The sequence below is a fragment of the Celeribacter sp. PS-C1 genome (assembly GCF_019429625.1).
Lineage (GTDB): Bacteria > Pseudomonadota > Alphaproteobacteria > Rhodobacterales > Rhodobacteraceae > Celeribacter.
In genome coordinates this window covers 124,854-138,390 of record NZ_JAHXRW010000007.1, presented here as the reverse complement: position 1 = coordinate 138,390, position 13,537 = coordinate 124,854, and the positions used below count along the sequence as shown (strand labels likewise).

The window sequence follows — 13,537 nt, the reverse complement described above, 5'->3', positions numbered from 1 at the left end:
AATGGGCGCCACGCCCCGTTGATCAGACGATCTTAATGCCGGCGTCTTCAGCGTCTTTTACGAATTGTGCCAGGCCTTTGTCGGTCAGCACATGGCTCGCCATCGCCTTGATCACATTGGCCGGAGCGGTGATCACGTCGGCACCGATTTTCGCACATTCGGTGATGTGGTTCACGGTGCGGATGGAGGCGGCGAGAATCTCGGTCTCATAACCGTAGTTGTCGTAGATCGTGCGGATGTCTTCGATCAGGTCCACGCCATCGAGGTTGATGTCGTCCAGGCGCCCGATGAAGGGAGAGATAAAGGTCGCGCCAGCTTTTGCGGCCAACAGCGCCTGGTTCGCGGAAAAACAAAGCGTCACGTTGATCTTGTGACCTTCGGAAGCCAGCGTTTTACAGGCTTTGAGACCATCGAGCGTCAGCGGCAGTTTGATCACAACGTTGTCTGCGATCTGCGCCAGCTTGCGGCCTTCGGCGACCATGGCGTCATACTCAAGCGCCACAACCTCGGCGGAGACCGGACCATCGACGATCTCGCAAATCTCTTTCGTGACTTCGAGGATGTCACGGCCGGATTTCTTGATCAGCGACGGGTTGGTGGTCACACCATCCACAAAGCCAAGGTCGTTCAACTCGCGGATTGCATCCACATCGGCGGTATCAACAAAGAATTTCATGGGGCGTCTCCTTTCGCCTGCGTTCGGGCGGACTCATAGTCGATGTGAGCGCCTATAGAAAGGGGGCTTTCGCGCACAAACGTCTCTGGCTTGCCCTGCGTAAAACCCCTATCACATCTTCATGCGTGACGCCGAATTTTACCCCGAAGGCCATCTGGTTGCCGTTTTGACCTGTGAACCACTCGATCGGACGCTGGATTACAAGGCGCCCGAGGGCGGTGTCGCCATGGGTGCTTTCGTCGAGGTGCCCTTGGGCCCGCGCAAGGTGCTGGGCTGTGTCTGGGGCGAGGGCATTGGCGGCTTTGATCTCTCGAAAGCGCGCTCGATCTCGACGGTGCTGGACCTCGCGCCGATGCGCGATGAGATGCGGCAGTTCCTCGAAAAGGTCGCCGCCTATACGCTCACGCCGATGCCCGCCATGCTGCGCCTTGCGACGCGCGCGCCGGGACTGATGAACCCGCCGGGGATGCGCAAGGTGTATCGTCGGGGCGAGGGGCGCCCACCGCGTGAAACCGAGGCACGCACAAAGGTTTTGGAGACCTTGGACGAATATGGCGGGCTATCGTTCACACTCAAGGAATTGGCCGACACGGCGGGGGTCACGGCTTCTGTCGTCAAAGGGATGTTGTCCTCTGGTGCAGTGATCGAAAAGGACACGCCCCGCGATCTGCCTTACCGGCGTCTGGACGCCAATGCCCCCGGCAAAGAGCTGACCGAAGCACAGGAGGCCGCCGCCTCTGCGCTCCGCGAAGATGTCGCCGCCGAGCGCTATGCCACCACGCTTTTGAAGGGCGTCACAGGGTCGGGCAAGACAGAGGTCTACCTCGAAGCCGTCGCGCAATGTCTCAAACAGGGGCGGCAGGCCCTTGTGCTTTTGCCCGAGATCGCGCTGACCTCCGCCTTTCTCACCCGGTTCGAAGAACGTTTCGGCGCGCGGCCTGCCGAATGGCACTCCGGCGTCACCATGACCGAACGCCGCCGCGTCTGGAAAATGGTCGGCGAAGGCGGCGCGCAGGTGGTGATCGGCGCGCGCTCTGCGCTTTACCTGCCGTTTCAAAACCTCGGGTTGATCGTGGTCGATGAGGAGCACGACGGCTCCTACAAACAAGAGGACGGGGTGCATTACAACGCCCGCGACATGGCCGTGCTGCGCGCGTCGCTGTGCTCTGCGACGGTCGTTTTGGCCTCTGCCACGCCCTCTCTGGAGACCTGGGCCAATGTCGAAGCGGGCAAGTACAAACGCCTCGATCTCGAAAGCCGCTATGGCCCCGCGGTGATGCCCGACATGCACGCGCTCGATATGCGGGGCGAGAAACTGCCCTCGACGCGGTTTATTTCCGACACTTTGGTCGGCGCGGTGAAAAAGCGGATGGAGCGGGGGGAGCAAAGCCTTTTGTTCCTGAACCGTCGTGGCTTTGCCCCGGTCACGATTTGTCGTGCCTGCGGGCATCAGATCGCCTGCGATCATTGCGATGCGCGCATGGTCGAACACCGGTTCTTGAAACGCCTGATGTGCCACCAATGCGGCGAGACCAAACCGATGCCGGAGGCCTGTCCTTCTTGTGGCGTCGAGGGGCGTCTGGCCCCCGTCGGCCCCGGTGTCGAACGTCTGGCTGAAGAGGTTGCTGAGCGTTTCCCGGAGGCGAAATGTGCGGTGTTGTCGTCGGACCTCTTTGCCTCCGCGCGGGCGCTGAAAGAGCAGATTCAAAAGATCGCCGAGGGTGACACGGACATTATTGTCGGCACGCAGCTGGTGGCGAAAGGGCATAACTTCCCGAACCTCACCCTCGTGGGGGTGATCGACGCCGATCTGGGCCTGCAAGGCTCTGACCTGCGCGCTGCCGAGCGGACCTTTCAACTCATGCGTCAGGTCGCGGGCCGCGCGGGCCGGTCGGAGAAAAAAGGCGTCGCGCTGTTGCAGACCTATCAGCCCGAACATCCGGTGATCCGTGCGATCCTGTCGGGTGACGAAGAGGGGTTTTGGCGCGCCGAGGCCGCCGAGCGCAAAATGGCGGGCGTGCCGCCCTATGGACGCATGGCGGGCATCATCCTGTCGGGGCCGGATCTGGCAGTGGTGACAGACGTGGCCAACCATCTGTCGCGCATTGCGGGGCCGTTGCAACGCATCAATGCCCAGCTTTTCGGGCCTGCACCGGCCCCCATCGCGCGGGTGCGCGGGCGGCATCGCATGCGTTTTCTGGTCAAGGCCGAGAAAACCGCGCCTATTCAGGCCGCTTTGGCGGAGTGGGTCGGACAGGTGAAACTGCCCAACAATGTGCGGCTTCAGATCGACATTGATCCGCAGAGTTTTTGGTAGGAGACCAGCTCAGCCGAAAGCTTTCGGGTAGATCAGCTCTTTGGATTTGGCCTTGGCCGGGCCTGCGGTCAGTGTGTGGTCCAAGGGGTAGGGGGAGGTGAAGCCCTCTGCAATCGGTTTGAAGCCGCAGCGGCTATAAAAGGCCGGATCACCCAAGACGACGAGGGTTTGTCCCGAGAGTTCCGCCCATTGGGTGATCATGCCGACGAGGCGGCGCCCGTATCCGCGCGCTTGGAGGTCGGGGCGGATCGCCACGGGAGCGAGGCAGAGCCAGCCTTTGGGAGCGATCATTTTGGAAAGCGCCGCGTAGCCGATGACTTCTCCCGCCATCGGGAGGACCATTTCTCCGGCAATCGCTTTAGATTTGCGCAGGGCCTCGACCAACTGCGCCTCGTCCTTCTGGCCGAAAGCGGAGGTGAGAAGGTCGGTGACGGCGTTCTCTTCGCCGCGTTTCATTTCGCGCATGAAGTCGGGCGTTTTAAACATGGCGGAGGGCTTTCAAATATAGGACGGCAAAGATGACTTCGGTGATCACAGCCACCAGAATGCCTGGGCCGACACGGCCCAAAGCCCATTCGGTGAGGCCCAGAAGCGCGATGGTGATCAAGAATACGACACCTGCGGAGAGCAATATGCGTTGAACCTTGGGGTGATCAATGTCCGCCAGTTGCAGGTAGAGGAGACCCAAAGGAGCGAACAAAAGCCCCGCGCGGCGTGCCATGACTTCGGCGCCGGTGGACGGGTCAAGGCCGAAGATCGCGCCGAAAAGACCGGGGGCGAGGAGAAGCCCGGCACAGAGCGCGAAAAAGAGGTAGGCACTGAGGCGAAACAAAAGGGTGTTGGGCATTGGGGGCTCCGGAAAAAGAAAGGGGCGCAAGTTTGCGCCCCTTATAATGCCTGTGCTTGGACCCGATCAGACCTTGAGGTTCGGGATGATCTGTTTCTTGCGGGACATGATGCCCGGCAGGACGACGGAGTCGCCGGTCACGGTCGCGCCGAAAGATTTTTCTGCGACGGTTTTGCAGAGATCGTTCGGGGTGAAGAAGGTGGCTTCTTCATTCAGGATGTCGACAACAAACAGGAGAACCTGATCGACACCGTCTTCGGCCTCAACGGCTTTGAAGCTCTCCATGATCGACGCCTGACGGTCGAGCACGAGTTTCGGCGCGGTGGTTTCCAGAACGGAGACGCGGAATTTGGTGCCGTCGACTTCGTATTCTTTCGAATCCATGCGGATCAATTCGGCATCGGAGAAGGCGGAAATGTCGGATTTGGCTTCGAACATCTCAGACGCGTATTGGCCGAGATTGATGTTCAACTCGGAGGCCAGTTTCTCGGCCAGTGCCTTGTCCACGTCGGTGGTGGTGGGGCTGCGGAATTCCAGCGTGTCGGAAAGGATGCAGGACAGCATCGCGCCTTTGATGTTGTCGGGCATCTTGTCGGCATCGTCGCCCATCAGGTCGTACATGATGGTCGCGGTGCAGGCGAGCGGACGGATGGTGATGTCGATCGGACCTTTGGTCTCGAGACCGCCCACGAGTTTGTGGTGGTCGATGATCGCGGTCACATTTGCGTCGTTGATCGCGGCCGGAAGCTCAGCCGGGTTGTTGGTATCGACGATGACGACGTCTTGACCTTCGGCGACCTCGGAAATGATCTCCGGTTTGTCGAAGCCCCATTTCTCGACCACAAAGGCGGCCTCGGTGTTCGGCTCGCCCAAGAGGACGGCTTTGGCGTCAACGCCTTTCACCTCATTGAGGTACCACGCCCAGATGAGCGGGGAGCCGGTGGAATCGGTGTCGGGGGATTTGTGGCCGAAAACAAGCGTGGTCATGCGGAGGCTGTCCTTCGTGAATGGTCGTTTTGCGGGCCTTATAGGCAGTGCGGCACGGCTTGTCACGCCTTGCGAGCGCTCACAGGTTGGCTGTAACAGTATGGCCATGGCCACAATCCGCGAAACCGACCTTTATCTCCCTGTCAAAGCCCATTTCGAGGGGCTGGGCTATGTTGTGAAGGCGGAGGTGCGGGACGCGGATGTGGTGGCGGTGAAGGATGGTTTGTCCGTCATCATCGAACTGAAAACCGGATTTACCCTCCAGCTTTTGCAACAAGGCGTCGCACGCCAAGTGATGAGCGATCACGTCTACCTCGCCGTGCCGCGGTGGAAGGGCAAAGCCGGCTGGCGGATGTTCAAGGGAAACCTTGGGCTTTGTAAACGGCTCGGCCTCGGGGTGATTTCGGTGAATGTGGATGAGGACACGGTGCAGGTGCATCACGACCCGAGGCCGTTCACCCCGCGCAAGAACAAGGCGAAGACGGAAAAGCTCTTGGCCGAGTTTCACCGCCGCGATGGCGACCCGAATTTGGGCGGCTCAAAGGCCGGTGGCCGCGTGACCGCCTACCGTCAGGACGCGGAGAAGTGCCGGGCGTATTTGTTGGAGCATGGGCCGTCCAAGGGCGCTGAGGTGGCAAAGGCAACGGGCGTCCCCCACGCCACCCGGATGATGCGGGACAATCATTATGGCTGGTTCGACAAGGTGGGCGTGGGCGTCTATCAAGCCAGCTCAGATTGTTCCTCTCCTGCCTGACGCGCCGCGCGCTTTGTCTGGAACGCGTCCCATGCCTCATTCAAATAGGAGCGCGCCGGTTTCTCGATCAGGAGGTAACTTACGTAGGCGCAGAGGACCGCAAGGGGGAGGGCCAGCCACACCGATAACATGTCATAGGTCGTGAGCTGGTAGAATGGTTGTTGCCAGAGATAGAGCGAATAAGAGATGAGGCCGAGCGCTCTGATCGGGCGCGCCGAGAGCAGGCGGGTCGCAACTTTTGCGTTGTCGATGTTGCAGATTGCGAGGGCAAGACAGACCGTCGCCGCGGAGTAGTGCAACGGCATCGGCAGGGCGCTCATGCTGAGCACGAAGGCACCAATCAGCGAGGGCCAGAACAGTAAGGCTGTTGAAGGTAGAATGTTCATCTTTTGGAAACAATAGAGCGCCGTGGAGATAAAGATGGATCCGACGTGAACGTCGAACCGCCAATAGGTGTCGAAGTATCCCTGGTCGAGCACGGAGTAGCTGACGATGCCGTTCGCGAAGGAAAGAAGGGCGACAGCGAGGATCACGAAGGCTGCGAGGCGTAGGTTTTTACGGAAGAAAAAGGCAATCAACGCCAAGAGCAGGTAGCTGTGTTCTTCGACCGAGAGGGACCAGAAATGATCGAACATTTCGGTGCGATACAGGAATGGAATGGCCAAGACATAATCCCAGAGAAACATCAGGGCGGCGACCACGGCCTTTGGGCCGACTGCGAATGTTTCGGAAAATTGGGCCAGTGCCGCAACGATCACGACGTAGACGAACAAGGCGGGATAAACGCGGTTGATGCGACGCGGGATGAAGGTTTTTAGCGAGGTTTGCCGTATGAACAGGATTTCCGCCATAAGGCGCCCGCTCAAGACGAAAAAGAACTCTACACCGAATTTCCCGAGTTCCACGATTCCGAAATGGAAAAAGTGCCCGAGCAAAACGAGCGCAATCGCCAATCCGCGCCACCCATCGAGATAATCCAAATGCTGCTTTGTTTCCGGGTTATACATCGTCACCCCACACTAAACTGAACACGAACGAAGCGAATTTTTGGTTTTTGTAAATTTTGCTGCACCGTAGCAAGAGGTCTTGGTTCTGTCATGCCATAGGTTGCCTGCGCCGGTCGGGGACACGGGGTTGCTTTAGGTGTGGGGGGGGTATTCTGGTGTTGGAAACAGAGGGTTGGGCGTTATGGTGAAATAGTTTGCATTGCTTGCTTTTCGGGAGGCGACTGGTCCAAGCATGCGAAATAACTGAGCATCTGCAGCATGACTGCGTCCATCGGCTCTGTGAAAGCGGGGCTATATGGCTCAAAGCGGTAGCGTGTACTGCCTTGCTTATTGGAATAAGAATTGAACCAGGCTGTCGATATTAAAGTGCAAGTCGGACTATGCATCAAAGCGCTTGAAGCCATCGTGCGGATTGTCGAGGCTGCAGGTGTCGCGACGGATTACTCTGACGCCTATGATGAGTGGGAAGACATCGTCCAGACTATGTTTTCTTCCTTCGTGCTGCGGCCAGTCTGTGACAGCTCAATTTCTTGGGGCGTGAATGAATTCCGCAGACTTGGCTTTGAGGTCGATGGGGATGCAAGGGCTGCGGTCGTCTTGGATTGCGCGTCCCATAGCTATTTCATCTACGATATTGCCAAATTCGATACCGATCAGATGAGGCTGGTGCTGCGGCCGCTCGCGGCAGGGCAGGTCGAAGATGTTTTTGCTAGTTTTGATGAATGCAGCAACTTTCGGATTGAAATACTTCTATAGTTTGCCGGAAGGCTTAAAAGCCGGTGGCCGCGTGACCGCCTACCGTCAGGATGCGGAGAAAGGCCGGGCGTATTTGTTGGAGCATGGGCCGCCTAAGGGCGCGGAGGTGGCGAAGGCCACAGGCGTCAAACACGCCACCCGGATGATGTGGGACAATCATTATGGGTGGTTTGAGAAGGTTGAGGTGGGTGTTTATGGAATTTTGGTCTAAGTTTTCTGCGGGTATGCTCGCCTGCTTTTTCTGGCAAGAGGCTTTTGCCGAAGAAACAGAAATTATTCGCGAGCCAAATGTATGTTTTTTTGGCTTTTATAAGAATGAAATAACGAAGGGATGTCATGACTATAATGCCATAGGCTTGGCGTTTAACGATAGCCGAGTGGTTTTTGCTCCTAAGACAAATACCATCATTGCCTCTGATATTGATTTGTTGGCCAATGGTTACGACGTCCTCATGTCTGAATATCCTCAAGTCTCGGAGTGTGTTTCTGATGTCAAATGCAGAAATAATCTTCCTGAAGAAGTTAAACCCTTTTTTGAGCAGAGAATGCCGCAGTACTGGCGCGCGAGAAAATGGCACGACGCAGGATCGGAAACAATTGGCGTTAGTGCGGCATCACTGGTGCCCCTCGTCACGCTGATAGAAGGTGAAAACAATACGTTTCTCTTTCTAATGCCGGGTACCGGTTTGTTGCCCCTCTATGAATATATCGTCATTCAAAATTAGTTACCTTTATTAGGAGGGGGTGAGATGACCTCTGTTATCTATTCACCCATAAACTGAAAACGGCGTTTCAAATCGAGAAATGCTAGTTTTCCCGCGCGCACGGCATCAAATTTTTCCCCGTCTCCCCTGTTGACTCACCTCAATCACCTTCCTAACTATGCGTCGTTGTCACTCTCCTGAGGTGAGTGCTAACGATTGATTTACCCCCGCCCTCAGAGAGGGTGGATGAACTGGAAACTTTGAGCGAAGGAGCCTCGAAGATGGCATTCAAACCGCTGCACGACCGCGTTGTGGTCGAACGTGTTGAGAGCGAAGAAAAGACCGCTGGTGGTCTCATCATCCCCGATAGCGCAAAAGAAAAGCCCGCTGAAGGCAAAGTCGTTGCCGTGGGCGAAGGCGCTCGCAAAGACAGCGGCGAGCTGATCGCACCCTCCGTCAAAGAAGGCGACATCGTTCTCTTTGGCAAATGGTCCGGCACGGAAATCACCGTGGACGGCAAAGAGCTTCTCATCATGAAAGAGTCGGACATCCTCGGCATCATCGCCTAAGCGATCGCCTGAGACCGACCCCCATCAACCCAATTTACGGAGTGAACAATGGCTAAAGAAGTCAAGTTTGACGTCGACGCACGCAACCGCATGCTCAAAGGCGTGAACACCCTCGCCGACGCTGTGAAAGTGACCCTCGGCCCGAAAGGCCGCAACGTGGTTCTCGACAAATCCTTCGGCGCCCCGCGCATCACCAAAGACGGTGTGTCTGTTGCCAAAGAGATCGAGCTCGAAGACAAGTTCGAAAACATGGGCGCACAGATGGTGAAGGAAGTTGCTTCCCGCACCAACGACGAAGCGGGCGACGGCACTACCACCGCCACCGTTCTGGCCCAAGCCATCATCAAAGAAGGCCTCAAGCAGGTTGCTGCCGGTCTGAACCCGATGGACCTGAAGCGCGGCATCGACCTCGCGACCGCCAATGTTGTGGAAGCCATCAAAGCGGCTGCACGCCCGGTGAATGACTCTGCTGAAGTTGCTCAGGTTGGCACCATCTCCGCCAACGGCGAAGCTGAAATCGGTCAGCAAATCGCAGACGCGATGCAGAAAGTCGGCAACGACGGCGTGATCACCGTCGAAGAGAACAAAGGCATGGAAACCGAGACCACCGTGGTCGAAGGCATGCAGTTCGACCGTGGCTACCTGTCCCCGTACTTCGTGACCAACCCGGACAAAATGGTTGCCGAGCTGGAAGACTGCATCGTGCTCCTGCACGAGAAAAAACTCTCCTCGCTGCAGCCGATGGTTCCGCTCCTCGAGCAGGTCATCCAGTCCCAGAAACCGCTCCTCATCATCGCTGAGGACGTGGAAGGCGAAGCGCTGGCGACCCTCGTGGTCAACAAACTGCGCGGCGGTCTGAAAATCGCAGCTGTGAAAGCTCCGGGCTTCGGTGATCGTCGTAAAGCCATGCTGCAGGACATCGCGATCCTGACCGGCGGTCAAGTGATCTCCGAAGATCTCGGCATGAAGCTCGAAAACGTCACCATGGACATGCTCGGCTCTGCCAAGAAAATCTCCATCACCAAAGACGAGACCACCATCGTCGACGGCGCTGGCGAGAAAGCGGAAATCGAAGCTCGCGTGGCTCAGATCCGCACCCAGATCGAAGAAACCACCTCTGACTACGACCGTGAGAAGCTGCAAGAGCGCGTTGCCAAACTGGCCGGCGGTGTTGCTGTAATCCGCGTCGGCGGTCTGACCGAAGTGGAAGTGAAAGAGCGCAAAGACCGTGTGGACGATGCTCTCAACGCAACCCGCGCTGCCGTGCAAGAAGGCATCGTTGTGGGTGGCGGTGTTGCTCTGGTGCAGGCTGGCAAAGGCCTCGACGGTCTGAAAGGCGCGAACGCCGATCAGGACGCTGGTATCTCCATCGTCAAGAAAGCCATCGAAGCCCCGCTGCGTCAGATTGCTGAAAACGCTGGCGTCGACGGCGCTGTCGTGGCTGGCAAAGTGCGCGAGTCCACCGATCTGGCCTTCGGCTTCAACGCTCAAACCGAAGAATATGGCGACATGTTCTCCTTCGGCGTGATCGACCCGGCCAAAGTGACCCGTACCGCTCTGGAAGACGCAGCCTCCATCGCGGGCCTGCTGATCACCACCGAAGCCATGGTTGCTGACAAACCGTCGAAAGACGGCGGTGCTGGCGCCGGCATGCCCGACATGGGCGGCATGGGCGGCATGGGCGGTATGATGTAATCATCTCGCAAGAGATGTGATCTGCCATCCGGCTTGATTTGAGGGTCGCCTTTCGGGGCGGCCCTTTCTCGTTTTGCGTCTGGAAACTCATGCTGTAGATGCGAAATGCGCGGCTGAAGGGGGCATTTCGCCCAAAAAAAGGCCGTAAATCTCTATTTTACAACGATGTCGCACAAAGGTGCCGGGTAACTGAGCACTTCAGTCTTGCTATCGTTTTTCTGCGCCCGCAAAGTTTCGGGATAGCCTGTTGATGAGTGATTGCATGAACCTACGCGCCCTTTCCGCCGACGATGATCTTGCAGTGTCCGTGCTTTTGGACACCACATTCGGCAATTCGGACATGTACCGCTTGGCGCAATGCCTGCGCGAAGAAGAGGCCGTCGCCATGGAGCGGGTGGCCTACGAAAACGACACCATTCTGGGCTATATCTGTTGCGCGCGCATGACCTTGCCGCAGGACTGGTGGGCATTGTCCATCCTCGCCGTTTCGCCAATCTATCATCAACGCGGCATGGGGCGGGAGTTGGTCGTGCGTGGCATGGAGCACGCGAGGCGAGAAGGCGCCAAAGCCGTGGTGGTCGTTGGAGACACGAAATATTTCTCCCGTGTTGGGTTTTCCAAACTGGCCGCGAGCAATCTCGAGACGCCTTTTCTGAAAGAGCACACCTCGCTCTATCCGATTGCGCCGAGGACGGGGATGAGCCGGAATGAGCTTATCTTTCCGGGCGCTTATGGAAAATTCGTTGGCGCGATTTCTGGCTGATACGTTTGATCGGTATGTCGCTAAAAGTCTCCTGAGTGCACTTTTTTGAGATGGTTGACGCCTCAAAGTTGTATTTTTTCAACTTGACCCTACGTCAACATTGAGGCTTTCGTAAGCTCTTCCATAGTTAAATGACGTTTGAAAGCCGGTGATCGGTTATGTGTCTTCTGCACATCTCTGGAGATCGGTTTTGGGTGGGCTGTGTCTTACTTTCCGTATTTGGGCCGGGCGCAGACGGTCTTGATGTGAGCTGATGATACGTATTCGACGCCATGAACCGGGAGATGATCTCGCTGTCTCTGTCCTTCTGGACGGGCAGTTCGAAGGGGCGGGTATGTATCAGCTTGTGCAGCAGTTGCGCCGAGACGGAGACATGGCTCTGGAGTGCGTGGCCAGCGAAGGTGACGACGTTTACGGCTATCTCGTGTTTTCACACCTTAAATCACCGGAGAATTGGTGGTGCCTTGCGGTCGTCGCCGTGTCATCGGCTTGGCGACAAAAAGATGCCGATGCCTATCTGATCCGGCAGTCTCTTGAGCTTGCGCGCAAGCAGGCGGCTCAGGCCGTCTTGGTGCTTGGCGACCCGGCCTTTTATACCCCTCTGGGTTTTGCGCCTGTTTCCAGGCGCGAGGCTATCCTGCCGTTTGGGGAAGAGAGGACACAGGTCCTCTACCTTGACGAAAACACGCCGCAGGAATTGCGGCGTGTCATCTATCCTGACGCTGTGGGCCGGGCCGCGCGAACTTGACCCGATGGGGCGTCATGCCGCTCCGGTGATCTTGTTCACGTGACCCATCTTGCGGCCCGCTTTCACTTCGGCTTTGCCATAGAGGTGAATCGCAACGGAGCCGTCTTTTGCGAATTCGGGGATGCGATCCACATCGTCACCGATCAAGTTCAGCATCTCGACATTGGAATGCCGTTTGCCATCGCCCAAGGGCCAGCCTGCGACGGCGCGGATGTGTTGTTCGAACTGATCGATGACACAGCCGTTCTGGGTCCAGTGGCCGGAATTGTGCACGCGCGGTGCAATCTCGTTCACAACCAGACCGCCCGAGGTGACGAAAAGCTCGACGCCCATGACGCCAACATAATCCAGGGCATTCAGGATCTTGGCCGCCAGAAGAACCGCATCGGTGCGTTGAGCAGGCGTGAGGCGGGCAGGGACGGTTGTTGTGTGCAAAATACCGGATTTGTGCACGTTTTCGCCGGGGTCAAAACACGAAATGTCCCCCGCCTGACCGCGGGCGGCGATCACGGACACCTCATGCGAGAAATCGACAAAGCCTTCAAGAATGGCGGGCGCACCGGCCATATCGACAAGCGCCTGATCGGCCTCAGAGGGCTCCATGATCCGGGCTTGGCCTTTGCCGTCATAGCCGAAACGACGGGTCTTGAGGATCGCGGGGGCGCCGATCTCCACCAAAGCCTCTGCGAGATCGACATCGTCGTCCACGGCGGCGAAAGGCGCCACTTGAAGCCCCAGATCGGAAAGGAAGTTCTTCTCGATCAGGCGGTCCTGTGACACGGCCAGGGCCTTGCGGTTCGGGCGGATCGGCACGAGGGATTCGATGAGATCGAGCGCCGAGGTCGGCACGTTTTCGAACTCATAGGTCACAACATCGACGGAGGCGGCGAATTTCTTGAGCGCCTCTTCGTCTTCGTAGCTGGCCTGAAAATGATAGTTCGCGACATGAGAGGCGGGGCAATCTCCGCCCGGCTCGAAGATGCAGGTCTTGAACCCAAGGCGGGAGGCCGCAACCGAGAGCATCCGGCCAAGCTGACCGCCGCCGAGGATGCCGATGGTTGCATTCGGGGTAAGCGTTTGCACGTCACTCATGGCGTCACTCATCAATCGGTTCGTCAGGGATAGAGGCGGAGAGCGCCTCACGCCAGGCATCGAGTCGTTCGGCCAAAGCGGGATCATTGATCGCAAGGATGCCCGCGGCCATCAGGCCCGCATTTGCCGCCCCTGCTTCGCCAATCGCCATGGTGGCGACCGGGAAGCCTTTCGGCATCTGGACGATGGAATAGAGGCTGTCTACGCCGGAGAGGGCGCGGGTCTGTACCGGCACGCCGATCACCGGCACGCGGGTTTTGGACGCCATCATGCCAGGCAAATGTGCCGCGCCACCGGCGCCCGCGATGATCACCTTGAGGCCGCGCCCGGCGGCCTCTTTGCCGTAGCTCCAAAGACGATCCGGCGTGCGGTGGGCGGAGACGATTTTCGCCTCATAGGGCACGCCCAATTCGTCCAGAATGTCCGCTGCGCGTTTCATGGTGGGCCAGTCCGACTGGCTGCCCATGATGATGCCGACTTCGACGCTCATATGGCTGATCTCCCGGGAAAGTGTCGCTTTCCCGCCTTATAGCCGATGCGCGGCGTGACGCAACGTTTAGGCGTGGGTTTAAAGCGTTTCGGCTTTAACTTGATCTATCACATAAAGTCGAAACGCTCGCTC

15 protein-coding genes and 1 pseudogene are annotated in these 13,537 nt (G+C 57.8%); 9 read left to right on the top strand and 7 right to left on the bottom strand.

Annotation, left to right across the window (positions count from 1 at the left end; all coding sequences use genetic code 11):
- Positions 1–22: 22 nt before the first annotated feature.
- Positions 23–676, bottom strand: a complete 654-nt coding sequence (gene fsa, locus J5Y17_RS12110; RefSeq protein WP_219785509.1) for a fructose-6-phosphate aldolase — start codon at positions 674–676, stop codon at positions 23–25.
- A gap of 121 nt (positions 677–797) precedes the next feature.
- On the opposite strand from fsa, the gene J5Y17_RS12105 reads away from it, so the two are divergent.
- Positions 798–2,993 (top strand): primosomal protein N', encoded by a 2,196-nt coding sequence (locus J5Y17_RS12105; RefSeq protein ID WP_219785508.1) that lies wholly within the window; start codon positions 798–800, stop codon positions 2,991–2,993.
- A gap of 9 nt (positions 2,994–3,002) precedes the next feature.
- On the opposite strand, the gene J5Y17_RS12100 is transcribed toward J5Y17_RS12105, so the two are convergent.
- From J5Y17_RS12100 to J5Y17_RS12090, 3 genes are all read right to left on the bottom strand, one after another.
- Positions 3,003–3,479: a GNAT family N-acetyltransferase gene (locus J5Y17_RS12100; RefSeq protein WP_219785507.1), complete on the bottom strand. Its 477-nt coding sequence runs from the start codon at positions 3,477–3,479 to the stop codon at positions 3,003–3,005.
- Entirely contained in the window at positions 3,472–3,840 is a 369-nt protein-coding gene (locus J5Y17_RS12095; RefSeq protein WP_219785506.1) for a hypothetical protein, read from the bottom strand. Before J5Y17_RS12095 ends, J5Y17_RS12100 begins: the two co-directional genes overlap by 8 nt.
- Before the next feature lie 66 nt (positions 3,841–3,906).
- Positions 3,907–4,827 (bottom strand): manganese-dependent inorganic pyrophosphatase, encoded by a 921-nt coding sequence (locus J5Y17_RS12090; RefSeq protein WP_219785505.1) that lies wholly within the window; start codon positions 4,825–4,827, stop codon positions 3,907–3,909.
- 106 nt (positions 4,828–4,933) lie between these two features.
- Between J5Y17_RS12090 and J5Y17_RS12085 the strand changes: the two genes are divergently transcribed.
- The gene (locus J5Y17_RS12085; RefSeq protein ID WP_219785504.1) at positions 4,934–5,581 is read left to right on the top strand and encodes a DUF2161 domain-containing phosphodiesterase; all 648 of its coding nucleotides are present in this window, start codon (positions 4,934–4,936) and stop codon (positions 5,579–5,581) included.
- Here J5Y17_RS12085 and J5Y17_RS12080 read toward each other — a convergent pair.
- Entirely contained in the window at positions 5,548–6,588 is a 1,041-nt protein-coding gene (locus J5Y17_RS12080) for an acyltransferase (RefSeq protein WP_219785503.1), read from the bottom strand. The two genes, J5Y17_RS12085 and J5Y17_RS12080, sit on opposite strands and share 34 nt — an antisense overlap.
- Positions 6,589–6,930: 342 nt before the next feature.
- Here J5Y17_RS12080 and J5Y17_RS12075 point away from each other — a divergent pair, with 342 nt between their 5' ends.
- The 7 genes and pseudogenes from J5Y17_RS12075 (at position 6,931) to J5Y17_RS12045 (ending at position 11,823) form a co-directional block, all read left to right on the top strand.
- The gene (locus J5Y17_RS12075; protein WP_219785502.1) at positions 6,931–7,344 is read left to right on the top strand and encodes a hypothetical protein; all 414 of its coding nucleotides are present in this window, start codon (positions 6,931–6,933) and stop codon (positions 7,342–7,344) included.
- Positions 7,345–7,369: 25 nt separating this feature from the next.
- Positions 7,370–7,555, top strand: a pseudogene (locus tag J5Y17_RS12070) (DUF2161 family putative PD-(D/E)XK-type phosphodiesterase); the annotation flags it as partial.
- Complete coding sequence (locus J5Y17_RS12065; protein WP_219785500.1) at positions 7,539–8,069, top strand: hypothetical protein; 531 nt, start codon at positions 7,539–7,541, stop codon at positions 8,067–8,069. The pseudogene J5Y17_RS12070 and the gene J5Y17_RS12065, both read left to right, overlap by 17 nt.
- A gap of 260 nt (positions 8,070–8,329) precedes the next feature.
- Positions 8,330–8,617, top strand: coding sequence for a co-chaperone GroES (groES, locus tag J5Y17_RS12060; RefSeq protein WP_167599722.1), 288 nt, complete (start codon positions 8,330–8,332; stop codon positions 8,615–8,617).
- Between the two features lie 48 nt (positions 8,618–8,665).
- Positions 8,666–10,312 (top strand): chaperonin GroEL, encoded by a 1,647-nt coding sequence (gene groL, locus J5Y17_RS12055; protein WP_219785499.1) that lies wholly within the window; start codon positions 8,666–8,668, stop codon positions 10,310–10,312.
- Between the two features lie 262 nt (positions 10,313–10,574).
- Entirely contained in the window at positions 10,575–11,075 is a 501-nt protein-coding gene (locus J5Y17_RS12050) for a GNAT family N-acetyltransferase (protein WP_219785498.1), read from the top strand.
- A gap of 253 nt (positions 11,076–11,328) precedes the next feature.
- Positions 11,329–11,823, top strand: coding sequence for a GNAT family N-acetyltransferase (locus J5Y17_RS12045; protein ID WP_219785497.1), 495 nt, complete (start codon positions 11,329–11,331; stop codon positions 11,821–11,823).
- 12 nt (positions 11,824–11,835) lie between these two features.
- Here J5Y17_RS12045 and J5Y17_RS12040 read toward each other — a convergent pair whose 3' ends face one another.
- Both J5Y17_RS12040 and purE read right to left on the bottom strand, forming a co-directional pair.
- Entirely contained in the window at positions 11,836–12,915 is a 1,080-nt protein-coding gene (locus J5Y17_RS12040) for a 5-(carboxyamino)imidazole ribonucleotide synthase (RefSeq protein WP_219785496.1), read from the bottom strand.
- A gap of 4 nt (positions 12,916–12,919) precedes the next feature.
- Positions 12,920–13,405, bottom strand: coding sequence for a 5-(carboxyamino)imidazole ribonucleotide mutase (gene purE / locus J5Y17_RS12035; protein WP_219785495.1), 486 nt, complete (start codon positions 13,403–13,405; stop codon positions 12,920–12,922).
- Positions 13,406–13,537: the final 132 nt, after the last annotated feature.